Below are 23,727 nucleotides of genomic sequence, written 5' to 3'. Positions count from 1 at the left end.
CGTCGTGGTCAGCCCTTGGTGGCCGCGGCTTTCTTGTCGCCGCGTTTGAACATGCCCCTGATGTTGTCCCACAACTCCACCTTCACGCCGTTGCGGCGCATGATGATGTATTGCTGGATCACCGAGAGGGTGTTGTTCCAGGCCCAGTAGATCACGAGGCCGGCCGGGAACGAGCCGAGCATGAAGGTGAACACGATCGGCATGAAGGCGAAGACCTGCGCCTGGACCGGATCCGGCGGCGCGGGGTTCATCTTCATCTGCACGAACATCGTGATGCCCATGATGATCGGCCACACGCCCAGATGGATGAAGTCGGGCGCGGCGAAGGGCAGCAGGCCGAAGAGGTTCACGATGCTCGTCGGATCGGGCGCGGCGAGGTCCTGGATCCAGCCGAAGAACGGCGCGTGCCGCATCTCGATGGTGATGAACAGGACCTTGTAGAGCGCGAAGAAGACCGGGATCTGGATCAGCACCGGCCAGCAGCCGGCCACCGGATTGATCTTCTCCTTCTTGTACAGCTCCATCATCGCCTGTTGCTGCTTCGTCCGGTCGTCCTTGTAGCGCTCCCGGATGGAGGTCATCTCCGGCTGCACGGCCTTCATCTTGGCCATGGAGACGTAGGAGCGGTTGGCGATCGGCAGGAAGAAGATCTTCAGGATCAGCGTCACGAGCAGGATCGAGACGCCGAAATTGCCGGCGAGATGGAAGAAGAAGTCCAGCGCCCGGAACATCGGCTTGGTCAGGAACCAGAACCAGCCCCAGTCGATCATCAGGTCGAACTGTTTGATGCCGAGCTCGCGCTCGTAGGCGTTGATCTGGTTGACCTCCTTGGCGCCTGCGAACAGGCGCTGCGTCGTGGCCGAGGAGGCGTTCGGCGCCACGGTGACGGCGTCGCCGCGCACGGAGGTCTGGTAGACCTTGGTCGCACCGTCGGTGCGCTCGGTGAAGGCGCCGGTGAAGGGCTTGTCCTGCTCCGGAATGGCGGCCGCGGCCCAGTACTTGTCGGTGATGCCGACCCAGCCGCCGGTCACGTTCGTCCAGGCCTTGCCGAGCGTGCCGGGCCCGCCGTAGGCCGGCTCCTTCGCGACCTTGTCGTAGGTGTATTCCTGCAGGCCGTCGTTGCCGAGCACGCCGATCAGGCCCTCGTGCAGCACGTAGTAACCCTGGGTGTGCGGCTTACCCCAGCGTGAAACGAGGCTGTAGGGGTAGAGCGTCACCGGATTGGACGAGGTGTTCTCCACCTCGTCGCGGACCGTGAACATGAACTTGTCGTCCACGGCGATGAGGCGTTTGAAGACCAGACCCTGGCCGTTGTCCCAGCTCAGCGTCAGCGGCTTGCCGGGGGCGAGCAGGTCGCCGTCGGCCTTCCACACCGTGTCGCCATTGGGGAGCGGCCCGGCATTGGCGCCGACCCAGCCGAACTCGGCATAGTAGGGGTTCTGGCTGCCGGTCGGCGAGAGCAGCACGATGCGCGGGCTCTCGTCGCTGACGGTCTCGTGGTAGTTCTTGAGGCTCACGTCATCGATGCGCGCGCCCTTGAGCGCGATCGAGCCGTAGAGGGCGGGCGTGTCGAGGCGCACGCGGGCGGAGTGCGTCAGCGCGTCCTCGCGGGAGACGGGTCCCTGCGCGCCGCCGGGCACCGTGCCGGGAACGGGCGCGTTGGGGCTGCCCTCCCGCGGGCTCGGGGCGGGGATGCCGTCGGCCGTCTGCGGCGCGCCCGGCTGCTGTGCGGTCTGGCTTTGCGCCGCCTGTCGCTGCCGCTCGCTGGCCGGCGCGGTGACGAAGTAATGCCACCCAAGCAGGACCACCAGCGACAAGGCGATGGCGACGAACATGTTCGTCTTGTCGTTACCCATCGGTCGATCCGTCAGGCGCCTTCGATGTGGAGGGAAAGGGGGGAGTGCCACCCGCAGCCGCACCCCGCCCGGAGCGGGAGCCGCCGCGTCGCGATTGGGATGAGGGCGGCTTGGACGAGGGCGCCCTGGCAGCGTCGCCGGAGCGCGGCGCGGCCGGGCGCGTCACCGAATGGAGGGCGCGGCGCAGATCCTCGACGAGACTCTCGAAGGGAGCGTCGAGGGCGGGGCGTCGGGCGATCACGACGACATCCGCTCCGATCGAAGGGGCATCCGCCGCCACGGCAGCGACGGCGCTGCGCAGGCGTCGCCGGATCCGGTTGCGTTCGGTCGCATGCCCCACGCGCTTGGTGATGGTGAAGCCGAGGAAGAGCCCCTCGGCGGACGCGCCGTCGCGAGTCTCGTCCGGAGCGCGCAGGCGCCCTTGAGCGCTCATGCGTTCCGTGTGGAAGCGCCGGCCCTGGGCGGCTGCCAGGAAGTCCGGGCGCCGCCGGAGACGTCCGATCGTCGGCACGGGCGCTCCGATCCCGATTCGCGGGCTCGTGTTGCGAGACGTGGCGCCACCCTGCGGCGCCACGGAACATTCAGGCCGAGAGGCGCTTGCGGCCGTGCGCGCGGCGGGCGGCGATGACCTTGCGGCCGCCGGCGGTCGCCATGCGGGCGCGGAAGCCGTGACGGCGCTTACGGACGAGCTTGCTGGGCTGGTAGGTTCTCTTCATGATCGGTCTCCGGCGGTCGAGGTGTCGACCCGGCGGCGCTTGCGATCAGCGCGCGGACCGTGTGTGAACCTCGAAATGGGATCTGCAAACGCGAAGGGCGCCCGGAACAGGGCGCCGCTTCGCAATGGCGCGGCTTATGGCGGAGGGGGCGCCGCAAGTCAATGACGGTATGCCTCTGCGGATGCAGGGCTCCGAACGCGGTTTTCGCCCTGAGGGATCGTCGTCGTGCGTATTGGCTGCGCGGCGGCCCATTCATCGGCGGCTTCGGCCCGTGGTCCCGACGCTCAGCAACTTTTTGGATGCTCGCGAGCGTTTAACGGTGCGTTAACCTTTCTGTTCTACAAAGAGGCACATCCAGATTGTCTGGATCCTGATTAGGATCTCTGTCCAGTCTGTTTGATGCCTCCCTGTAAGACTCGTGACAGCCGCTCCTCTGGAGCGGCTTTTTTTTGGCCTCGATACGTGCGCCGATCCGAGCGTCGGGCCCTGAGCTTTTGCCGCTCCGGCGCCGTTAACGTTAAAAGGACGTGAACCCTCTTTCGGCTCGCGTTCGGCGCTACACTTGCCCCACTGGCTGCATTCGCACCGAAATCGTCCCGATGCGGGACAGATGGTTCGCCGGCGGTACAGGAGGCAGGATGACCGAGTTCGACGTCACGTTCCGGGACGACCGCGAGTGGGTGAGCTTCGGCGAGTCCTATGTGTCGTCGGAAGGCTTCAAGACCCTGTTCCGCGAGGGCATGCTGCTGGTCGAGGAGACCGCGGCCTATCTCGACGGGGAGGGGAGGGCCGAATCGCGGCTGATCTCGCGGGATGCCACGCTTGCCTACGCCAGCGAGAGCATGCGCCTTACCACCCGCCTGATGCAGATCGCCTCCTGGCTGCTGGTGCAGCGGGCGGTGTCCGAGGGCGAGATCTCGCTCAGTCAGGCGCAGGAGGAGAAGACCCGCGTCAAGCTCGCCGAGTCGGAACGCGCCCTGCCGGAGGCCGGCGAGACCTTTGCCGTGCTGCCGCTGCGGCTTCAGGACCTCGTGCGCCGCTCGCGCCGGTTGCACGCGCGCATCCTTCACCTCGATGCGCTGATCAGCGAGGACCGTCCCGTGCCGATGCCGCGGGAAAGCCCGGTGACCGCCCAGTTCGGGCGCCTGCGGGCTGCCTTCGGCGGCGAGTGATTTTTTTCGTAAGCGAGAAGTCAGTCCCCGGCGAGCGTGGCCGGGGCAAGACGGCGCGCGTGTCATCCGCCGATGGCCGCGCCCGATCGGCTCGGTGGGCACCGTTCCGGCGGCGCCTCGCGTCGCGCCCATTCTGATGATGCACAGGTCCTCGGGCACAAACGAAAGCGGCGCCGCGAGCGGCGCCGTTTCATCGATCCGGGCATAAGCCGGTCCGGGCTTGGGCCCAAACCGAAAAAATCACTTCTTGCCGAAGCCGAGGCCGCTGAAGCGCGAGTTGAAGCGCGAGACGCGACCGCCGCGATCGAGCATCTTCTGCTCGCCGCCGGTCCAGGCCGGGTGCGTGGACGGGTCGATGTCCAGGTTGAGGACGTCGCCTTCCTTGCCGTAGGTCGACCGAGTCTTGTACTCGGTGCCGTCGGTCATCACGACCTTGATGAAGTGGTAGTCGGGGTGCTCGGTCCCCTTGGCCTTGGCGGCCTCGTTCTTTGCCATGACGAAATCCTGAGGTAGCACGCCGACCGGCCCCGCCACTCCGGGGAGGAGCCAGGGGCAAAACATCGCGCGCATTCCGATGAAGGCGCGCCTATACCTCAGCCTCGGGCGACCGACAAGAGAGGGCGGATCGTCGGCACGACGCGAAACGATGATCTGAACATCGGCCATGATGGGCACGCAGGTCCGACGCGAACTGGAAATCGGGGCGCGCGCTGCGTATGCGATGGCCCGAAGCCGGGACGACAAGACAAAGGCGGCCAAGAAAGAAGTGGCCGAGGAACCGGCCAAGACAGAAACGGCACAGAACGGGACGAAACGATGTCGAGGAATGATGGCCCGCAGGCGTGACGCGTCGTCCGGCGCAGGGGACGACCCGCAGGCGGCTCTCCGGGGCCGGGCGCCTCTCGGGGCGCTCAAACCCCTGATTCCCTTCGCGAGCCGCTATAGGGGCCGCATTCTGGCGGCGCTGATCTCGCTGATCGCGGCCTCCGGCGCGACGCTGGTCGTGCCGATCGCGATTCGCCGGGTGATCGACCACGGCTTCTCGCCGGAGGGGCAGGCGCTCATCAACTCCTACTTCCTGGCACTGCTCGGCGTCGTGGCGGTGCTCGCCGTGTCGAGCGCGGGCCGCTACTACTCGGTGGTGACACTCGGCGAGCGCGTCGTGGCGGATCTGCGCTCGGCCGTCTTCGCCCGCCTGACGAGCCTCGACCCGACCTTCTTCGACAAGTCGCAATCCGGCGAGATCGTCTCGCGGCTCACGGCGGATGCGACCCAGGTCAAGGCGGTGTTCGGGGTCTCGATCTCGATCCTGCTGCGCAACCTGTTCCTGTTCGTCGGTGCCGTCGTGATGATGGTCTGGACGAGCCCAGGCCTGTCGATCCTCGTGCTGGCCGCGATCCCACTCATCGTGTTTCCGCTGATCCTGTCGGGCCGTGGCGTGCGCCGCCGCTCGCGTGCGGCGCAGGACCGCCTTGCCGAAGCTTCGGCCTACGCGGCCGAAGCCGTTGGCGCCGTGCGCACGATGCAGGCCTTCGGCATGGGCCGTGCCACCGCCGAGCGCTTCGCGGGCGCGTCCGAGAACGCCTACCGGGCAGCGCGCGCCTCGATCACGGCGCGGGCCCTGCTCACGGGTGTGGCGATCTTCCTGATCTCGGCCTCCGTGGTCGGCGTGATGTGGTACGGCGCCAAGGGTGTGCTCGCGGGCACCACCAGCGCCGGCCAGCTCTCGCAATTCGTGCTCTACGCCGTGTTCGGCGCCAGTGCGCTCGGCCAGCTCTCCGAGGTCTACGGCGAACTCGCCCAGGCCGCGGGCGCCGCCGAGCGGCTCGGCGAGATCCTGGCCGCCGAGCCGGCGATCCGCTCCCCCGAGCACCCGGTCACCCTGCCGAGCCCGGCACGTGGTGCGGTCGCGTTCGAAGCAGTGCGCTTCCGCTACCCGACCCGGCCCGAGCACACGGCGCTCGACGACGTCTCGTTCACGGCGGCACCGGGCGAGCGCATCGCCCTGGTCGGCCCCTCGGGGGCCGGCAAGACGACGGTGCTGCAATTGCTCCTGCGCTTCTACGACCCCGACGAGGGAAAGGTGACGATCGACGGCGTGCCCCTGCCGCAGGCCGATCTCGACGCCCTTCGTGCACGCCTCTCCCTGGTGCCGCAGGACCCGGTGGTGTTCTCCGGCACGGTTCTGGAAAACATCCGCTACGGGCGTCCCGGCGCCAGCGAGGCGGAGGTCGAGGAGGCCGCCCGGCTCGCCAACGCCGACGGCTTCATCCGCGCCCTGCCGCAGGGCTACGCGACGCTGCTCGGCGAGCGCGGCACCACGCTCTCGGGCGGGCAGCGCCAGCGCGTTGCCATCGCCCGCGCCATCCTCAAGGACGCGCCGATCCTGCTCCTCGACGAGGCGACTTCGGCCCTCGATGCCGAGAGCGAGCGCGCCGTGCAGACGGCCCTCGACCGGCTGATGCAGGGGCGCACCACGCTGGTGATCGCCCACCGCCTCGCGACCATCCGCGCCGCCGACCGCATCCTCGTGTTCGACGGCGGGAAAATCGTCGAGGAAGGCACGCACGAGAGCCTCCTCGCCCGCGGCGCCCTTTACGCGCAACTCGCGAGCCTGCAATTCGCCGACAGCTTCGACGAGAGCGCCCGGGCGCGCGACCCGCGCCCGAAACACGCGGCGGAATAGCGGGTGCAAGGGAGATCCATGGACCTCACCCGCTTCCCCCGCGTGGCGCTCACCGACGGGCCGACGCCGATCCGCTCGCTCGACCGTCTCTCGACCCATCTCGGGACCGAGCTGAACGGCGTTCGCCTGTTCGTGAAGCGCGACGATGTCGGCCCGGTGGGACTGGGCGGCAACAAGCTGCGCAAGCTCGAATTCCTGCTCGGCCAAGCGCTGGCGGAGCGGGCCGACACGGTGATTACCGTCGGCGCGCTGCAATCGAACCACGCCCGTCTCACCGCCGCCTCGGCCGCGCGGATGGGGCTGGCCTGCGAGCTGTTCCTCACCCGCAGCGTCCCGCGGGAGGACGCCGATTACACCGGCAACGGCAACCGCTTGCTGCAGGATCTTTTCGGCGCCCGCGTCCACCTGCTGCCGGGCGAGGCCGATTCGCTGGCTTGGGCCGAGGCGCGGGCCGAGGAGCTGAGAGGGGAGGGCCGTCGCGTCTTCGTCTTCCCCTCCGGCGGGTCGAGCCCGCTCGGCTGCCTCGGCTACGCGGCCTGCGTCGCCGAGATCCTGGAGCAATCGGCCAATCTCGGCATCGACTTCGCCCGCATCGTCGTGCCGAACGGCAGCTCCGGCACCCATGCTGGCCTCGCCGCAGGCCTTGCCGCGGCCGGCCACGACCCGCATCTGGCCCAGTCCTACACGGTGCTCGCCCCGGAGCCCGAGGCGCGGGCGGCGACACTTGCCAAGGCCCGCGACACCCTCGCCCTGATCGGCGGCAGCCTGACGCTGTCGGACGACGCCATCCGCGTGGACGGCGCCCATCGCGGGTCGGGCTACGGGATCCCGACCGAAGACATGCGCGAGGCCGTGCGATTGATGGCGCGGACGGAGGGGCTGTTGCTCGATCCCGTCTACAGCGGCAAGGCGTTCGCGGGGCTGCTTCACGACGTGCGCGCGGGCCTGTACGAGCGCGGCGCGGCGGTGCTGTTCGTGATGACCGGCGGGGTGCCGGGGCTGTTCGCGTATCGGGGCGAGTTTTAGATTCAGCTCCCATCCCAGGTGCCTGTCGCCTATTGGCGCCTATTCGACGCGGATTAGTCTGTTCGCTGAGGTGGCGATCGAATCCCTCTCCCCGCGTGCGGGGAGAGGACATCGCGCGTAATCAATTTTGGACGAAAACCTGTTCTGGCGACGCAGTGGCCAGACCTGCGACGGGGGTCGTGAACTCCACCTCGTAGGCCGCGCCGTCGCGCCAGGCGCCGACGATCGTTCCCTCGGAGCGGGCAGCGACCGTGTCGCCGTCATCGGATGTCACGTCGGACGTCAGCACGACACGGTCGAGATCCGAAGGCGGATCGCAGTACCTGCTGATGCAGGATGCAGAGCGCTTCGACCGTCATGACCGAAGATTAGGCTGCGCAGCGATATGCTCGAGCCGCCGTGCAGCGCGTCTCACCGCTCCGTCAGCTTCATCTCGATCCGGCGGTTTCTCGAAAAGGCCTCCTCACTCGTTCCCGAATCGAGCGGCTGGAACTCGCCGAAGGCACCCGCGAGCAGTCGCTGCGGCGGGAGCCCCTTGGTCCGCAGATACTGTACGACCGCGATGGCGCGCGCCGCCGACAGGGCCCAGTTCGAGGGGAACTGAGCCGATTGGATCGGCCGCGCGTCGGTGTGGCCGTCGACGCGCAGCACCCATGGGATATCGGCCGGGATCTCCCGCGCGATGTCGAGGATCGCGCTCGCGATCCGGTCGAGCTCCGGTCCCGCTTCGGGCTTCAGCGCCGCGGAGCCCGCTGCGAACAGCACCTCGGATTGCAGCACGAAGCGGTCGCCGACGATGCGGACATCCGTGCGGCTGCCGATGATCTGGCGCAGGCGCCCGAAGAAGTCGGAGCGGTAGCGGGCGAGTTCCTGCACCCGCTGGGCAAGCGCCACGTTGAGGCGGCTGCCGAGTTCGGCGATCCGCGCTTGGCTCTCCCGGTCGCGGGATTCGGAGGCCGCCAGTGCGTCCTCAAGCGCCGCGAGCTGCCGGCGCAGAGCTCGGATCTGCTCGTTGAGAAGCTCGACCTGATTCTGCGCCCGCTGCGTCGCGCCGCGCTCGGCGGCGAGTTGCGCATCGACGTCGGCGCTCTTGCCCTGGGCCGCTTCGTTCGCATCGGCGAGCGCCCGGAGCCGGTCGCGCTCGGCCTCCGTGGCGGTCAGGGTGTTGCGCAGGCCGGAGGCCGCCTCTTCCTGCGCGCGGCGGCTGGAGCGCTCCAGCGCCAGCAGATCGGTGAGGTCGGCGATCTGGCGGTTGAGGCGGGTCAGAACCGCGTCGCGCCCGGTCAATTCCTGCGAGAGGAAGAATTGCCCCACCACGAAGACGGTGAGCAGGAACACGACCGCGAGCAGGAGCGTGGCGAGCGCATCGACATAGCCCGGCCAGACGTTCAGGCTGCGCTGCGAGCGCGCACGGACCGACGCCATCTCAGCACCCTTCCCGCTGCCGCGGGAGCGGCGCTGATGTCCGTGGTCGCATGGTCTTCACGCGAACCGGCCTCCCCTTCGCTCGACCATGCTCTTAATTGACCTTCTCGCGCGCCAGCCGTTCGAGCACCTGCTTCAGTTCGCGCTCCCGGGCGGCCTGGGCCTCGACCCAGTCGCGGATCATCTGCTGCTCGGCACGCATGTGCTGCACGAGGCCCTGGATACCCTCGGCGAGGTTGGTCATGGCCTGGGTCGCGCCCCGGCCCCCGGCACCCTCGGCGATGACGCCGCTCAGGCGGTCCACCGCGGCCTGCAGCTCGCGGGCGATGGCCGGGTCATACTCCGGCGCCGGGCGCGCAGCGACGGCGGTGGTGGTGACCGCCTGCTCCTCGCCGGAGACGAGCCAGTCTTCCAGTTCATTGTGGAAGCGCGAATGGGCTTGACCCGCCTGAAGGTCGAGGAAGCCGACGATCAGCGAGGAGGCGAGGCCGAACAGCGAGGCGGAGAAGGCGAGGCCGATGCCGGAGAGCGGCACGGCGAGCCCGCTCTTCAACTCGTCGAACATCACTGCCGCATCGCCGCCGCCGCGCATGCCGCCGATCACCGAGCCCACCGCCGAGAGTGTCTCGATCAGGCCCCAGAAGGTGCCGAGCAGGCCGAGCAAAATCAGGATGCCGGCGATGTAGCGCAGGATCTCGCGGCCTTCGTCGAGCCGCACCGCGGTGGTGTCGAGATGCGCGCGGGTGCTCGACAGCGTCATACCCTGGCGCCGGGCCGCGATGGCGGGCAGCAGCGGCGCGAGCAGGGTCGGCCTGTCCTTCGGGTTCTGCCCGGCGGCGACCGCGTTGACGTAGCGCACCTCACGAAACAGCCGCGTCACCTGGCCGAAAGCGAGCAGAATCGCGATCAGCAGAACACCGAGGATCAGCCCGTTCAGGCCCGGATTGGCGAGGAAGGCCGGTGTGATCTGCTTGTAGAGGACGAAGGCGAGGAAGCCCGCGAGCGCCAGAAACACCAGCATCCGCACCAGCGTCATGCCGGGTTTGCCGAGGGGAAGCGTGTCGGAGGTCGCGGAACGGGCCGCCATCGGGTCCATACTCGTGTTGGGCCTGACGCCGGGACCGGCGGCACCGCTGTGACTAAACCGGCGGCACTCTGGCGGCTCGGCCTGCCGCGATCAAGTCACGGCGCCCGTCGTTCGACGCGCCTCGATGCCCGGGCTCAGTCCCACTCGCGCGGCCAGGTCTCTTCCAGATGCGGCCCGAGCCGGACCGCCCAGACTCGCTTGGCCAGTCCCGTCGCGTCATCGGTCTCCACCGCGACGCCGCACAGGGTGCCCTCGCCAGTGGCTGACTCGAGGCGCGAGCCCGGTGTTTTCTGAAGGAAGCGGCGCACCGGCTCTTCCTTCTGCATGCCGAGCACGGAATCGTAATCGCCGCACATGCCGGCATCCGAGAGGTAGGCGGTGCCGCCGGGCAGGATGCGGTGGTCGCCGGTCGGAGCGTGGGTGTGGGTGCCGACGACGAGGCTGGCCCGGCCGTCGAGGAAGTGCGCCATGGCCTGCTTCTCGCTGGTGGCCTCGGCATGGACATCGACGATCACAGCATCCGCCGCCGCCCCGAGCGGGCAGGCGTCGAGTTCCCGGTCCGCGGCGGTGAAGGGGTCGTCGAGGGGATCGAGGTAGATCCGGCCCATCACGTTGACGACGAGCACGCGGGCGCCGCGCGCGGTCTCGATCACCGCCGCGCCGCGGCCCGGGGTTCCGGGCGGGTAGTTCGCCGGTCGGATCAGCCGCGGCTGGCGGGCGATGAAGACGAGCGCCTCGCGCTGGTCGAAGGAGTGGTTGCCGAGCGTCACCGCGTCGGCGCCGGCCTGGAGGATCTCGTCGCAGATCGATTCGGTAATGCCGAAGCCGCCGGCTGCGTTCTCGCCGTTGATCACCACGCAATCGAGGCGCCAGCACTCGCGCAGGGCCGGCAGGCGCTCCGTGACGGCGTTGCGGCCGGGACGTCCGACGATGTCGCCGAGGAAAAGGATGCGCATGCAGCATCGGCCCGAAAGGTGGTCGCCGGCTTCTCGGAGAAGCCGATGCGAGACAGATTGAGAATTCAGCTTTGCCGGAGCGGCACGGATCCGGTCTCGGTCACGAGATGGTCGAGGGGGCGGTCGTGCGGCTCGGCCGGGACGCGCTCGATTTCCTGCACGGAGAAGGCGATGCCGACCGTCAGGACCGGACCGTTCTTCGAGAGCCGCTCGATCGCCTGATCGTAGTAGCCCGCGCCGTAGCCGATGCGCTGGCCCGCGCGGTCGAAGGCGGCGAGCGGCACGATCAGGGCCGTGGGGTCGAGCGGGGGAAGGTCGTCGCGGGGCTCGCTGAGGCCGAAGCCGCCCTTCACCAGTTCCTCGCCCGCGCGCCATTCGCGGAAGACGAGACCCTGCTTCGTGACTTTCGGTAAAGCAACACGCTGACCGCGGGCGAAGAAGCGCTCGATGAGTGGGCGGGGGTCGATCTCGGAGCGGATCGGCCAGAACGCGCCGACCAGCGGTGCCTGCGCGAGTTCGGGGATCGCCGCGATGGTTTCGGCAGCGGCGAGTGCGCCGGCGATGCGGGCCTCGGGAGACAGCGCGTCGCGGCGCGCCAGCGCCTCGGCGCGGAGGCTCGCCTTCAGCGAGCGTTCGGGAGATGAGTGCGGAGCCACTTGAGCCGTTGGAGTGTCGATCCCGGGAAACCTACAGAGTAGGTGGGCGCCGTGTTGGCCAAGTCCACGGACGAGGCCAGTGACAGCTCCCTAGGGAGTCGATAAGGCCCCGGGGAAAGTTCTCCTGACGAACTCTGCAGCCCCGCCCGCCAGAGATAGACGTGCCGGGGCTCGGGCGCCAGGGGCCGATCGCGTCTTGGCCGAGATAATTCGAAGCCGGCGCGGTGATCCGGCTGCGACATCTCCGTCGCGCGGCCCGCCCTGCGGTCCGCGCCGACCCGGTCAACCGCCGCGCTCGGCCTCCCCCTTGCCCGCGGAGGGCCCGACCGGCTGCCCTGACAGGGCACGGGCAAGACGGTCGATGCGCTCGGCGGCGCCACTGACGCCGCTCGCGAGCCGCGCCTGGTCGGCGGCGCCCTGGGCCGCGTTCCGCTCCAGGTCGGCGATGCGGCGCCGGGCCTCGAGCAGTTCGTCGGCCAGCGTCAGCGAGGCCATGACGTGCAGGCGCATGTCGCCGATCTCGCCGAAGGTGCCGCGCATCTCGGCGACACGATCATCAAAGCTCTTGGCCAGGGCCGCGAGGTGATCCTCCTCGCCGGGGCCGCAGGCCATCCGGTAGCTCTTGCCCGCGATGGTGACGTTGACGTGCGGCATCCGCGAAGAACCTGACTCGAACTCAGCGCCCGGTGGGGCCGGACAGCACGTCTTCCACCGTCTCGATGGCGCGATCGAGGCGGCGGTTCACCTCGCCGGTGGTGCTCGTCATCCGCGCGAGCCGCGCGCCCGCCGCATCGAGTTCGGCGGCGAGCCGCACCCGGTCCTCCTCCAGCAGGGCGAACTCCGTCTCCCGGTCACCGCGGCTGCGCTCGGTCTCGAGCTTGCGCGCCACCGCCGTCTCGAGCAGCGCGAGCGCCGTATCAAGCCGGTGCAGTGCCTCCTCCAGGCTGCCGCCGTTCTGCTCTTTCGCCTGCACCGACTTCGAATCCGTTCGCGCCATAGTCACCCGTCGGTTGCCGCCTCGTCGGAGCCTGCCACGGAACGCGTCCGGCGCCGTGGCTGCCAGAACGCAAACGGCCGACGGCGGAGGAACTTCCGCGGTACTCCGAACCCTCGCTGCGAACAGGTTTCAGCCAAGAGCATTCGAAATTCCAGACAATTCACAGTGCCGCCCCAGATCTTTGCCCTGATCTTTGACAGTCCCGGTCGCCATGTTAGAGAGCCCGCACCCGGCTTCGATCCCCCGGCGCGGGGCCGCCCGACGGAATCCCAAGACCGTGATGTTTTCCGGCTCCCCGCTCAGACCGTCCGCCGACCGGACGGGTGCGGGCCGCTTCACGGTTCATCCCCCGTTCAGTGCCGCCCCGCTTGGAGCGGTCTCACATTCATCGGATGCCGCGCGCGAAGTCCGCCGGCCGGGCCGACCTGTTTCCCATCGGCGCGCGGGTGCGCCCCATCACGAAGGAGTCACGCCGTGACCGTCAAGGTTGCCATCAACGGGTTCGGACGCATCGGCCGCAACGTGCTGCGCGCCATCGTCGAGGCCGGCCGCACCGATATCGAGGTCGTCGCGATCAACGATCTCGGCCCGGTCGAGACCAACGCTCACCTGCTGCGCTACGACTCGGTGCACGGTCGCTTCCCGGCCGAGGTCGCGGTCGAGGGCGACGACATCGTCATCAACGGCAAGCGCATCCGCGTCACCGCCGTGCGCAACCCGGCCGAGCTGCCCCATCGCGATCTCGGCGTCGACATCGCGATGGAATGCACCGGCATCTTCACCTCGAAGGACAAGGCGAAGGCGCATCTCGATGCGGGCGCCAAGCGCGTCCTCGTCTCGGCACCCGCCGACGGCGCCGATCTCACGGTCGTCTACGGCGTGAACCACGACCGGCTGACGGGCGAGCACCTCGTGGTGTCCAACGCCTCCTGCACCACGAACTGCCTCGCCCCGATCGCCAAGATCCTCGACGAGACCGTGGGCATCGAGCGCGGCTTCATGACCACGATCCACTCCTACACCAACGACCAACCCTCGCTGGATCAGATGCACAAGGATCTCTACCGGGCGCGCGCCGCCGCGCTCTCGATGATCCCGACCTCGACCGGTGCGGCCAAGGCCGTCGGCCTGGTGCTGCCGGAGCTGAAGGGCAAGCTCGACGGAACCGCGATCCGCGTGCCGACCCCGAACGTCTCGGCGGTCGATCTCGTCTTCACCGCCAAGCGCGAGACCTCGGTTCAGGAGATCAACGACGCGATCAAGGCGGCTGCTGCCGGCCCGCTCAAGGGCGTGCTCGGCGTGACCGACCGGCCGAACGTGTCGATCGACTTCAACCACGATCCGCACTCGTCCACCTTCCACCTTGACCAGACCAAGGTCATGGACGGCACCTTCGTGCGCATCCTCTCCTGGTACGACAACGAGTGGGGCTTCTCGAACCGCATGGCCGATACCGCCGTGGCCATGGCCAAGCTGATCTGACGCTCTAGCTACGCTTCTACAGGAGCGATCGGTCGCGCCAGACCGGTCGCTCCCGATTGCCTTCGAGTTTCCTTAGGCGAGCCTGGCTCGCCGAAGATCCAAGGTGCGTACGCGATGACCGAGATTTCGACGGCCAAGCCTACCGGGGCCGATTTCATTCCCTCCGCGACCCCGTCCTCCTCCGCGCCGTCCGCAGCTGCGCCGCCCTCTCCTGCAGCCTCGCCGCCGGCCGTCGGAAAGGCCGAGCTACCCGCCGCCGCCGTCAACCACGCCGACCAGCTTGCCCGCATCGAGGACAAGACGGCGCGCATCGAGGACAAGTACGCCCGCTCCGAGGCGCTGCTCTCGCGCGTCGAAGAGAAGGTCGAGTCGGCCTCGACCCGGATGAACGACGCGGCGCGTCAGGCCGATCTCTCGTCCCTGCGCAGCGAGGTCCGCACCCTGTCCGACCGGGTCGGCCGCCTGCCCGGCACCGGCGCTCTCGTTCTGACGGCCATCATCACCGCCGTGCTCACTGTCGCGCTGGTGGTCGCCGTGCAGCGGCTGAACCTCGACCGGATGCTGCCGCACAACCTCGGCGGCCAGAGCCAGACAGCGCCCGCCAATCCCCCGGCCTCCAACCCTTAGAGCCGTGCCCGATCGCGCCGCGATCATGCTCGGCTCCGATTTCCTGTTTTGCTGCGCTCTCTCCGCCGGACCGGTATCCACTTCGGCGGAGAGCCCTCTGAGAAGAACCTGACGCCGCCATGACGGATTTCCGCACCCTCGACGATGCCGGCCCGCTCCAGGGCAAGCGCGTGCTGCTGCGCGTCGATCTCAACGTGCCGATGGAGGGCGGCCGCGTCACCGACGCGACCCGGATCGAGCGCGTGGTGCCGACGATCCGCGAGATCGCCGATGGGGGCGGGCGGGTGATCCTGCTCGCGCATTTCGGCCGCCCCAAGGGCAAGCCGGACCCGAAGGACTCGCTCAAACCCATCCTTTCCACCCTCTCGGAAAAGCTCGGGCGGCCGGTGGCCTTCGGCGAGGATTGCGTGGGCGAGGCTGCCGCGAAGGCGGTCGCGGGACTCAAGGACGGCGACGTGCTCCTCCTCGAAAACACCCGCTATCACGCGGGCGAGGAGAAGAATTCCTCCGAGTTCGCCGAGGCGCTCGCGGCCAACGGCGATATCTACGTCAACGAGGCGTTCTCCGCCGCCCACCGCGCTCACGCCTCGACCGAAGGGCTCGCCCGCCTGCTGCCGGCCTATGCCGGGCGCCTGATGCAGACCGAACTCGACGCGCTCACCAAGGGTCTCGAAGCCCCGGCCCGCCCGGTCATCGCCATCGTCGGCGGCGCCAAGGTCTCGACGAAAATCGACCTCCTCGAAAACCTCGTGGCCAAGGTCGACATGCTGGTGATCGGCGGCGGCATGGCCAACACCTTCCTGCACGCTCAAGGAAAGGATGTCGGCAAGTCGCTGTGCGAGAAGGATCTCGCCGAGACCGCCAAGCGCATCCTGGCCGCGGCCAAGGAGAAGAACTGCACCATCATCCTGCCGGTCGATGCGCTGGTCGCTCGCGAGTTCAAGGCCCATGCCGAGAACGAGACCGTGCCGGTCGATGCGGTGCCCTCCGACGCGATGATCCTCGATGTCGGCGCCTCCTCCATCGCTACGATCGACGGTGCCATCGACGAGGCGCGGACACTCGTCTGGAACGGCCCGCTCGGCGCCTTTGAACTGACGCCGTTCGACACCGGCACGGTCGCGGTCGCCCAGCATGCGGCCCGGCGGACCAAGGCCGGCCAGCTCGTCAGTGTCGCGGGCGGCGGCGACACCGTGGCTGCGCTGAATCATGCGGGCGTGGGAAAGGACTTCTCCTACGTCTCCACCGCCGGCGGCGCCTTCCTCGAATGGCTCGAGGGCAAGGAACTGCCCGGCGTCGAGGCGCTGCGCGCGAAGAGCTGATGCCGCCACCCTCTCCGGCCGACGGGGAGGGGATGCCGCGGTCGACGACATACGCCCAGGATTTTCACGCCGTGGCGCAGGCTCACGGCGCCGATACGCCTATATTGGCCTCAACACCGGACAGGCCCGGCTGAGGCCGCATCGCACGAGGATCGAACCATGGCACGCATCACTCTCCGGCAGCTCCTCGATCACGCCGCCGAGTACGGCTACGGCGTGCCCGCGTTCAACCTGAACAACATGGAGCAGGGGCTCGCCATCATGGCGGCGGCGGACGCCACGGACTCGCCGGTGATCCTCCAGGCGAGCCGCGGCGCGCGCGCCTATGCCAACGACGTGGTGCTGGCCAAGCTCATCGATGGGCTGGTCGAGATCTACCCGCACATCCCGGTCTGCATGCATCTCGACCACGGCAACAACGAAGCCACCTGTGCCACCGCGATCCAGTACGGCTTCACCTCGGTGATGATGGACGGCTCGCTCAAGGCCGACGGCAAGACCCCGGCCGACTACAACTACAACGTCGAGATCACCCGCAACGTCACCAAGATGGCCCACTGGGCCGGCGTCTCGGTCGAGGGCGAGCTCGGCGTGCTGGGCTCGCTGGAAAGCGGCCAGGGCGAGGCCGAGGACGGCCACGGCGCCGAGGGCGTCCTGTCCCACGATCAGCTCCTGACCGATCCGGACGAGGCGGTGAAGTTCGTCACCGCCACCAAGGTCGATGCGCTGGCGGTGGCCATGGGTACCAGCCACGGCGCCTACAAGTTCACCCGCAAGCCGGACGGCGACGTGCTCGCCATGGGCGTGATCGAGGAGATCCACCGCCGTCTGCCGACGACCCACCTCGTCATGCACGGCTCCTCCTCGGTCCCGCAGGACCTTCAGGACATCATCAACCAGTACGGCGGCCAGATGAAGCCGACCTGGGGCGTGCCGGTCGAGGAGATCCAGCGCGGCATCAAGCACGGCGTGCGCAAGATCAACATCGACACCGACAACCGCATGGCGATGACCGGCCAGATCCGGAAGGTGCTGACCGAGAACCCCTCCGAGTTCGATCCACGCAAGTACCTGAAGCCCGCGATGGAGGCGATGACCAAGCTGTGCAAGCAGCGCTTCGAGGAGTTCAACACGGCCGGCCAGGGCTCGAAGATCCGCCCGATCTCGGTGGCCGAGATGGCCAAGCGCTACGCCAACGGCTCCCTCGACCCGAAGATCGACGCCTGATCCGCCATGGCCGAGAAAGACTCGGCGGCGCCACGGCCCCGCCTCGCCCTCCTTACCCCCTACGGTCTCGGTCCATCCGAGACTGAGGCGACCGCCGCGGCGCTCGATGCGGCCTGCGCCGCGGGCGATGTGGCGGCGGTGATCCTGCGGTTGGCCGCGGCCGACGAGCGCAGCCTCGTCAACCTCGTCAAGCGGCTGGCGCCGCCGGCCCAGGAGCGCGGTGCGGCAGTCCTCGTCTCGGTGCCGGGCTTTGCCGGCGACATCGTCTCCGTCGCGGCCCGCGGCGGGGCGGACGGGGTGCATCTCGACCGGGCGGATGAAGAAACCTTGCGCGATCTGCGTGGGCGTCTGCGCGATGGCCGCATCCTCGGCACGGGCGGGGTGCTCGGCTCGCGGGACGCGGCGATGGTCGCGGGCGAGACCGGCGTCGATTACCTGATGTTCGGCGGCCTCTTTCCCGACGGCGCGGCCCCTGATGTGGAGGAGGTGCGCGAGCGCGCGACGTGGTGGGCCGAGATCTTCGAGTCACCCTGCATCGCGGTCGCGACCGCTGCCGGTGATGTCGCGGCGCTGGCTGTGACGGGCGCCGAGTTCGTCGGGCTGGAGAGCAGCCTATGGCGCGACGATCCCGAGGGGGTTCGGGCCGCGCAGGCGCAGCTCGACGGGGCACGATGACCTTTTCGGGCGGGTTCGAGGCACCGTTGATCGGCTGGATTCTTTGCCCTCGTTGGAGAGGGGGCGTCCGAGGGCGGATGACGACCGAGCAGAGCAGGGGCCGATCTCACGCCCTGTCCGCTGCGGCACTGAGCGCCTGCGCCATCCTCGCGCTCGACATCGGTGGACTGCACGCGGCCCCCAAACAGCCGGCGACGAAGGAGCCCGCAGCGCAGACGCCGGCCAATGCGAATCAAGCCAAGCCGAACCAGCTCGACCTCAAGCGCGAGCTGCCCTCGCCCTACTCGCCCAATGCCGAGGGGGCGAAGCCGGCGAGCCCGAACCCGAATGCCGACGCGGCCTACGGTGCCTATCAGCGCGGTCGTTATGTCACCGCCTTCCGCGAGGCGACGAAACGCATCGAGGCGAATCCGAAGGACGCCGCGGCGATGACGCTGCTCGGCGAACTCTACAACCAGGGCCTCGGGGTCAAGCAGGACCCGAAGCGCGCCCACGAGTGGTACCGGCTCGCCGCCGCGCAGAACGACGCCAACGCCATGGCCTCCCTCGGCCTGATGGCGATGGACGGGCGCGGGCAGCCCAAGGACGAGAAGGCCGGCCGAACTTGGCTCGAACAGGCGGCGCGCAAGGGGCAGCCCAGCGCCTGCTACAATCTCGCACTCATTCAGCTCGCCAGCGACAAGCCGGCGGATCTGGCCGCGGCCCTGGCCAATTTCCGCACGGCCGCCGAGGCCGAGGTTCCAGCGGCGCAATACGCGCTCGGCGTGCTCTACCTTCAGGGAAAGGGTGTTTCCAAGGACACGACCCAGGCCGCGCAATGGTTCCGTCGTGCCGCCGACAACGGCGATCTCGGGGCCGAGGTCGAGTTCGCGATTCGTCTGTTCAACGGTGACGGCGTGCCCAAGGACGAGGCCCGCGCCGCCCGCTACTTCCTGCACGCCGCCCAGCGCGGCAACGCCATCGCCCAGAACCGGATCGCCAAGCTCTACGTCGCCGGCCGTGGCGTGCCGAAGAACCTCGTCGAGGCCGCGGCCTGGAACCTCGCCGCGGCGTCGCAGGGCCGCGCCGATGCCGGCCTCGATCAGGCAACCGCCAGCCTCAACCCGGAGGAGCGCAAGCGCGCCGAAGTGCTGGCGGCGGACCGGGCGAGCCTTTCACCGTAGCGACTTTCCCTCGGCGCGTTCGAAAAGACGGGGCCGGACAAGGGGCTGGCGCGTCCGACGACACCCGCGCGATGATGTGACTGTCACGCCTGCTTGCGCCCTCGTACAACCGCGTGACAGGAGCCCGGATGACATCCAGCCTTCTTCGCCGCAAGTCCTTGCAACTGGAGCCCGGCGAAGAGCGACGGCTGGTTCGAACGCTGAGCTGGCCGCACCTCGTGGCGCTCGGCGTCGGCGCCATCGTCGGGACCGGCATCCTCACGCTCATCGGCGTCGGCGCGGCCAAGGCCGGGCCGGCGGTGATCCTCTCCTTCGCCATCGCCGGGGTGATCTGCGCCTGTGCGGCGCTGGCTTACGCCGAGATGGCGACGATGATCCCGGTCTCGGGCAGTGCCTACACCTACAGCTACGTCGTGCTCGGCGAGTTGCTGGCCTGGATCATCGGCTGGAGCCTGATCCTCGAATATTCCCTCGTGGTGAGCGCGGTCGCCGTCGGCTGGTCGGGTTACGCCGCGCCGCTGCTGGAGAACTATCTCGGGGTTCCCAAAGCCCTGATGCAGGGGCCGGACGCGGGCGGCCTCGTCAACCTTCCGGCCGTCGGCATCATCGTCCTGGTCGCCGTGCTGCTCCTGCGCGGCACGCGGGAGAGCGCCACGGTCAACGCCGTGCTGGTTCTGGTGAAGATCGCCGCGCTCGTCGTCTTCGTGGCCTTCGCGCTGCCCGCCTTCGATGCCGCCCATCTCGAGCCGTTCAGTCCCTTCGGCTTCTCCAAGAACGTCGGACCCGACGGGGTCGAGCGCGGCGTCATGGCCGCGGCCGCCATCATCTTCTTCGCCTTCTACGGCTTCGATGCCATCGCCACCGCCGCGGAGGAGACGCGCAATCCGGGCCGCGACCTGATGATCGGCATCGTCGGGTCGATGGCGGCCTGCGTTCTGATCTACGTCGCGGTCGCGGTCGCCGCAGTGGGCGCCGTGTCCTACACCCGGTTCGCCGACAGCCCGGAGCCGCTGGCGCTCATCCTGCGCGAACTCGGCCGGCCGCTCGTGGCGCAGTATCTCGCCGCCTCGGCCGTGATCGCGCTGCCGACCGTCATCCTCGCCTTCTTCTACGGGCAGAGCCGCATCTTCTTCACCATGGCCCGCGACGGGATGCTGCCGCAGAGCCTCGCCAAGGTCTCCGCCGCCGGAACGCCGGTTCGGATCACGCTCTTTACCGCCGCCATCGTGACCGTGCTCGCCGGTCTCGTTCCTCTCGGGGAGCTTGCGGCGCTCGCCAATGCCGGGACGCTCGCAGCGTTCATTGCGGTCGCGGCCTGCATGCTGGTGATGCGCGTCCGCGCGCCCGACGCCCGCCGCACCTTCCGTGCGCCGCTGCCCTGGCTGATCGGGACGGTCACGATTCTGGGCTGCGGGTACCTGTTCTTCAGCCTGCCCGCGACGACCCAGCTCTGGTTCGTGGTCTGGAACCTCTTCGGGCTGGTGTTCTACGCGCTCTACGGCCGGAAGCACGCCGTGGTCGCCGCCGGATAATTGGCGGGCGGTTAGGGGTGAGGGGCGACGTCGCGCAGAACCGCCGGGATCAACTCCGGAATATCCTCGGAGATCAGCCCCGGCCCGAACCGCAGTCCCGCATCGCCGTGCAGCCAGACGGCGGCGCAGGCCGCCTCGAACGGCTCCATCCCCTGCGCCAGCAGTCCGGCGACGAGGCCGCCGAGCACGTCGCCGGAGCCGGCGGTGCCGAGATGCGGCGTGCCATGATCGTTGATCGCCGTGCGCCCATCGGGGGATGCGATCACCGTATCGGCTCCCTTGAGCACCACCACCGCCCCGGCGATCTCCGCCGCCCGCGCCGTCCGCTCGGCCTTGCTCACCCCCCCGGCGACGGCCTCGGTGCCGGAGAACAGCCGCGCGAACTCGCCCTCGTGCGGCGTGAGCACGGCCCGCGCCTCGCCGTCGCGGATATGGCGGGCCAGCGTGCGCACTTCGCTGCGGAAGCTCGTGAGCGCGTCCGCGTCGAGCACCAGGGCGCGGCCCGCATTCGCGGCGACCGCGACGAGGTCGCAGGTGGCCGGGCCGGTACCGAGGCCGGGGCCGAGCAGCAGCGCATTCAGCCGCTCGTCGGCCAGCATGTCGTCGAGGTCGTCGGCATTCTCGCACGCCCGCAGCATGATCGCTGTGAGGTGGGCGGCGTTCTCCGCCAGCGCCGAGGCGGGTGAGGCCACGGTAACGAGACCCGCGCCGACGCGCAGCGCGCCGCGGGCGGCGAGCCGGGCGGCGCCGGTGCGGTAGGCCGGGCCCGACAGAACCAGGGCGTGGCCGCGGGTGTATTTATGGCTGCCGGCGGACAGCCGCGGCAGCGTCCACAGGCCGGGCGCGTTGCGATACAGCATGCGGGAGGCTCCGGCGATGCCGGCGGCGAAGGCGTCCTCACCCGTGCCAATGTCGGCGATGTGGAGTGCCCCGCAATAGGTCCGGCCCGGCTGCAGGAGATGGCCGGGCTTGAGCGCGACGAAGGTCACCGTCTCGGTCGCCTCGACGGCGAGCCCCCGCACCGCACCGCTGTCGCCGTCGATGCCGCTCGGCACGTCGACGGCGAGAACGGGGATTCCGGACCGGTTGACGGCCTCCACCAGGGCGCGGGGCACCCCTTCCAGATCGCGGCAGAGGCCGGCTCCGAACAGGGCGTCGATCACGAGGTCGGCCGCTGGAATCTCCGCATCCGCAGGACCGACCGGGCCGGCCCAGGCCTCGGCGGCGAGCGCCGCATCGCCCTTGAGCGCGCTGCGCTCGCCGAGCAGGCGCAGCTCGATGCGGTAGCCGGCCTCCGCCAGCAGGCGGGCCGCGACGAACCCGTCGCCACCATTGTTGCCGGGGCCGCACAGGACGAGGACCAAACCGCCTTCCGGCGTCAGCGCGCGGGCGCGTTCGGCCACGGCAGCGCCCGCCGCTTCCATCAGGGTCAGGCCCGGCGTGCCGGCAGCGATCGCCGCCGCATCGACGCCTCGCATCGCCTCAACGGTGAGCAGCCGATCTGCGGCCTTCGGGGATTTCACCGGCTCATGCATGCAACTGGCTCACGCTATGCCCGGAAATTCATCGATTCCAGGGTATTTGCCTATATATTCCGCTTTGTTTGCACATTCGGCGCGCAACTTCCCGGCCCCGCCGTCTAAATCGCCGTGGCGGTTGCGGAGCGGCGATGGTACATAATTGGCTGACTGAGGGACTAGGCGGATCGGGCTTTTCCGGATGAAGAAGATCGAGGCGATCATCAAGCCGTTCAAGCTCGACGAGGTGAAGGAAGCCCTCCAGGAGGTCGGCCTCCAGGGCATCACCGTGATCGAGGCGAAGGGTTTCGGTCGGCAGAAGGGCCACACCGAACTCTACCGCGGCGCCGAGTACGTCGTGGACTTCCTGCCGAAGGTGAAGCTGGAAATCGTTCTGTCGGATGCCTTGGTCGAAGGTGCCGTGGAAGCGATCCGCAAGTCGGCCCAGACGGGCCGCATCGGCGACGGCAAGATCTTCGTCTCGACGATCGAGGAAGCCATCCGTATCCGCACCGGCGAGACCGGCTCCGACGCAATCTGATCCCGACGGCCCGATTTTCCTGGCCCGCTTCGTGAAGGGCCGGGCTCGTCCGCGCTTGCCTTGAAGCGCCGTAGCCGAGCGACGCCGTGCCCGATCTCGACCTCATCGTCAAAGACATCGCCGAGGAGATGCGGGCGCGGCCCGACCGCGGGACGGTGGCGGGCTACATCCCTGAACTGGCCCGCGCCGACGCCCAAGCGTTCGGTCTCGTCGTGATCGACGGCGATGGCCGGGTCGCAGCTGGGGGCGATGCCGACATCCCCTTCTCGATCCAGAGCATTTCCAAGGTCTTCACCCTGACGCTCGCGCTCGGCATGGTCGGTGACCGGCTCTGGCGCCGGGTCGGCCGCGAGCCGTCCGGCAGCCCGTTCAACTCGATCGTGCAGTTGGAGCGCGAGAACGGCATCCCGCGCAATCCCTTCATCAACGCCGGTGCCATCGCCGTTACCGACCTGATTCTCTCCGGCCACCAGCCGCGGGAGGCGTTGGGCGAGATCCTGCGTTTCATGCAGTTCGTGGCGCAGGACGACAGCATTGCGATCGACGAGCGCGTGGCGGCTTCCGAGAAGCGCACCGGCTTCCGCAACGCGGCGCTTGCCAACTACATGCGCTCCTTCGACGTGATCGAGAACCCGGTCGATTACACGCTGGGTGTCTACTTCCACCATTGTGCCATCGCGATGAGCTGCCGCCAGCTCGCCACCGCCGGGCTGTTCCTGGCCTATTCCGGGCACCATCCGCTCGCCGGGCACTCGGTGATCTCGGCCGAGCGGGCGCGGCGCATCAACGCCATCATGCTCACCTGCGGCCATTACGACGGATCGGGCGATTTCGCCTACCGCGTCGGCCTGCCGGGTAAGAGCGGCGTCGGCGGCGGCATCCTGGCGGTGGCTCCTGGAAAAGCCTCGATCTGCGTCTGGTCGCCGGGGCTGGATGCGGCCGGCAACTCGCATCTTGGGCGCATCGCCCTGGAGATGCTGGTGAAACGGACCGGCTGGTCGATCTTCGGGGTGTGAGGGCGAGAGCGCCGTCATTGCGAGGCGGAGCCGCAGCAAGCCAGCGCT

24 protein-coding genes and 1 other RNA gene are annotated in these 23,727 nt (G+C 68.9%); 12 read left to right on the top strand and 13 right to left on the bottom strand.

The window, feature by feature from the left end:
• Positions 1–8: 8 nt before the first annotated feature.
• The 3 genes from yidC to rpmH all read right to left on the bottom strand — a co-directional run bounded on the left by yidC (position 9) and on the right by rpmH (position 2,572).
• A complete protein-coding gene (yidC, locus tag FHU13_RS19235) occupies positions 9–1,856 on the bottom strand; it encodes a membrane protein insertase YidC (protein ID WP_183437461.1) in 1,848 nt (615 codons plus the stop codon).
• Positions 1,849–2,367 (bottom strand): ribonuclease P protein component, encoded by a 519-nt coding sequence (gene rnpA, locus FHU13_RS19230; RefSeq protein WP_183437460.1) that lies wholly within the window; start codon positions 2,365–2,367, stop codon positions 1,849–1,851. Before rnpA ends, yidC begins: the two co-directional genes overlap by 8 nt.
• Before the next feature lie 70 nt (positions 2,368–2,437).
• Positions 2,438–2,572 carry a 50S ribosomal protein L34 gene (gene rpmH, locus FHU13_RS19225; protein ID WP_012253788.1) on the bottom strand — a complete coding sequence of 45 codons (135 nt, stop codon included), beginning with the start codon at positions 2,570–2,572 and terminating at the stop codon, positions 2,438–2,440.
• Between the two features lie 638 nt (positions 2,573–3,210).
• Here rpmH and FHU13_RS19220 point away from each other — a divergent pair.
• A complete protein-coding gene (locus tag FHU13_RS19220; RefSeq protein ID WP_183437459.1) occupies positions 3,211–3,744 on the top strand; it encodes a DUF1465 family protein in 534 nt (177 codons plus the stop codon).
• Between the two features lie 240 nt (positions 3,745–3,984).
• Here FHU13_RS19220 and rpmE read toward each other — a convergent pair whose 3' ends face one another.
• Positions 3,985–4,239, bottom strand: coding sequence for a 50S ribosomal protein L31 (rpmE, locus tag FHU13_RS19215; protein WP_183437458.1), 255 nt, complete (start codon positions 4,237–4,239; stop codon positions 3,985–3,987).
• 334 nt (positions 4,240–4,573) lie between these two features.
• On the opposite strand from rpmE, the gene FHU13_RS19210 reads away from it, so the two are divergent.
• Both FHU13_RS19210 and FHU13_RS19205 read left to right on the top strand, forming a co-directional pair.
• Positions 4,574–6,430: an ABC transporter transmembrane domain-containing protein gene (locus tag FHU13_RS19210; RefSeq protein ID WP_183437457.1), complete on the top strand. Its 1,857-nt coding sequence runs from the start codon at positions 4,574–4,576 to the stop codon at positions 6,428–6,430.
• A gap of 18 nt (positions 6,431–6,448) precedes the next feature.
• A complete protein-coding gene (locus FHU13_RS19205; RefSeq protein WP_183437456.1) occupies positions 6,449–7,456 on the top strand; it encodes a D-cysteine desulfhydrase family protein in 1,008 nt (335 codons plus the stop codon).
• Between the two features lie 121 nt (positions 7,457–7,577).
• On the opposite strand, the gene FHU13_RS19200 is transcribed toward FHU13_RS19205, so the two are convergent.
• The 8 genes from FHU13_RS19200 to FHU13_RS19165 form a co-directional block, all read right to left on the bottom strand.
• Complete coding sequence (locus FHU13_RS19200; protein WP_246714754.1) at positions 7,578–7,745, bottom strand: hypothetical protein; 168 nt, start codon at positions 7,743–7,745, stop codon at positions 7,578–7,580.
• 122 nt (positions 7,746–7,867) lie between these two features.
• Positions 7,868–8,881 carry a peptidoglycan -binding protein gene (locus FHU13_RS19195; RefSeq protein WP_183437455.1) on the bottom strand — a complete coding sequence of 338 codons (1,014 nt, stop codon included), beginning with the start codon at positions 8,879–8,881 and terminating at the stop codon, positions 7,868–7,870.
• Positions 8,882–8,975: 94 nt separating this feature from the next.
• Positions 8,976–9,968, bottom strand: a complete 993-nt coding sequence (locus tag FHU13_RS19190) for a MotA/TolQ/ExbB proton channel family protein (protein WP_183437454.1) — start codon at positions 9,966–9,968, stop codon at positions 8,976–8,978.
• 134 nt (positions 9,969–10,102) lie between these two features.
• Positions 10,103–10,924: a TIGR00282 family metallophosphoesterase gene (locus tag FHU13_RS19185; RefSeq protein ID WP_183437453.1), complete on the bottom strand. Its 822-nt coding sequence runs from the start codon at positions 10,922–10,924 to the stop codon at positions 10,103–10,105.
• Between the two features lie 65 nt (positions 10,925–10,989).
• Positions 10,990–11,580 (bottom strand): 5-formyltetrahydrofolate cyclo-ligase, encoded by a 591-nt coding sequence (locus tag FHU13_RS19180; RefSeq protein WP_183437452.1) that lies wholly within the window; start codon positions 11,578–11,580, stop codon positions 10,990–10,992.
• Positions 11,570–11,726: non-coding RNA, 6S RNA (ssrS, locus tag FHU13_RS19175), on the bottom strand. The genes FHU13_RS19180 and ssrS overlap by 11 nt, the downstream gene beginning before the upstream one ends.
• Before the next feature lie 136 nt (positions 11,727–11,862).
• Positions 11,863–12,234 (bottom strand): cell division protein ZapA, encoded by a 372-nt coding sequence (locus tag FHU13_RS19170; RefSeq protein WP_183437451.1) that lies wholly within the window; start codon positions 12,232–12,234, stop codon positions 11,863–11,865.
• Positions 12,235–12,256: 22 nt separating this feature from the next.
• Positions 12,257–12,577 carry a DUF4164 domain-containing protein gene (locus FHU13_RS19165; RefSeq protein WP_183437450.1) on the bottom strand — a complete coding sequence of 107 codons (321 nt, stop codon included), beginning with the start codon at positions 12,575–12,577 and terminating at the stop codon, positions 12,257–12,259.
• 474 nt (positions 12,578–13,051) lie between these two features.
• Between FHU13_RS19165 and gap the strand changes: the two genes are divergently transcribed.
• The 7 genes from gap (at position 13,052) to FHU13_RS19130 (ending at position 20,605) form a co-directional block, all read left to right on the top strand.
• A complete protein-coding gene (gap, locus tag FHU13_RS19160; RefSeq protein WP_183437449.1) occupies positions 13,052–14,059 on the top strand; it encodes a type I glyceraldehyde-3-phosphate dehydrogenase in 1,008 nt (335 codons plus the stop codon).
• A 114-nt stretch (positions 14,060–14,173) separates the two neighbouring features.
• Positions 14,174–14,686, top strand: a complete 513-nt coding sequence (locus tag FHU13_RS19155) for a hypothetical protein (protein WP_183437448.1) — start codon at positions 14,174–14,176, stop codon at positions 14,684–14,686.
• A 119-nt stretch (positions 14,687–14,805) separates the two neighbouring features.
• On the top strand, positions 14,806–16,008 hold the full coding sequence (locus FHU13_RS19150) for a phosphoglycerate kinase (RefSeq protein ID WP_183437447.1): 1,203 nt from the start codon (positions 14,806–14,808) through the stop codon (positions 16,006–16,008).
• A 159-nt stretch (positions 16,009–16,167) separates the two neighbouring features.
• Positions 16,168–17,235: a class II fructose-bisphosphate aldolase gene (gene fba / locus FHU13_RS19145; RefSeq protein WP_183437446.1), complete on the top strand. Its 1,068-nt coding sequence runs from the start codon at positions 16,168–16,170 to the stop codon at positions 17,233–17,235.
• A gap of 6 nt (positions 17,236–17,241) precedes the next feature.
• Positions 17,242–17,910, top strand: coding sequence for a thiamine phosphate synthase (locus FHU13_RS19140; protein WP_183437445.1), 669 nt, complete (start codon positions 17,242–17,244; stop codon positions 17,908–17,910).
• 77 nt (positions 17,911–17,987) lie between these two features.
• Positions 17,988–19,073 (top strand): tetratricopeptide repeat protein, encoded by a 1,086-nt coding sequence (locus FHU13_RS19135; RefSeq protein WP_183437444.1) that lies wholly within the window; start codon positions 17,988–17,990, stop codon positions 19,071–19,073.
• Between the two features lie 128 nt (positions 19,074–19,201).
• The gene (locus FHU13_RS19130; RefSeq protein WP_183437443.1) at positions 19,202–20,605 is read left to right on the top strand and encodes an amino acid permease; all 1,404 of its coding nucleotides are present in this window, start codon (positions 19,202–19,204) and stop codon (positions 20,603–20,605) included.
• An 11-nt stretch (positions 20,606–20,616) separates the two neighbouring features.
• Here FHU13_RS19130 and FHU13_RS19125 read toward each other — a convergent pair whose 3' ends face one another.
• Positions 20,617–22,140, bottom strand: coding sequence for an NAD(P)H-hydrate dehydratase (locus FHU13_RS19125; protein ID WP_183437442.1), 1,524 nt, complete (start codon positions 22,138–22,140; stop codon positions 20,617–20,619).
• Between the two features lie 184 nt (positions 22,141–22,324).
• Here FHU13_RS19125 and FHU13_RS19120 point away from each other — a divergent pair, with 184 nt between their 5' ends.
• A complete protein-coding gene (locus FHU13_RS19120; protein WP_009866062.1) occupies positions 22,325–22,663 on the top strand; it encodes a P-II family nitrogen regulator in 339 nt (112 codons plus the stop codon).
• An 86-nt stretch (positions 22,664–22,749) separates the two neighbouring features.
• Positions 22,750–23,679 carry a glutaminase gene (locus tag FHU13_RS19115; protein WP_183437441.1) on the top strand — a complete coding sequence of 310 codons (930 nt, stop codon included), beginning with the start codon at positions 22,750–22,752 and terminating at the stop codon, positions 23,677–23,679.
• Positions 23,680–23,727 lie beyond the last annotated feature (48 nt).

The organism is Methylobacterium sp. R2-1 (assembly GCF_014191355.1).
In the GTDB taxonomy this organism is placed as follows: Bacteria; Pseudomonadota; Alphaproteobacteria; order Rhizobiales; family Beijerinckiaceae; genus Methylobacterium.
Note: the sequence above shows the minus strand (reverse complement) of the source record. Positions and strands in the feature narration are given on the sequence as shown.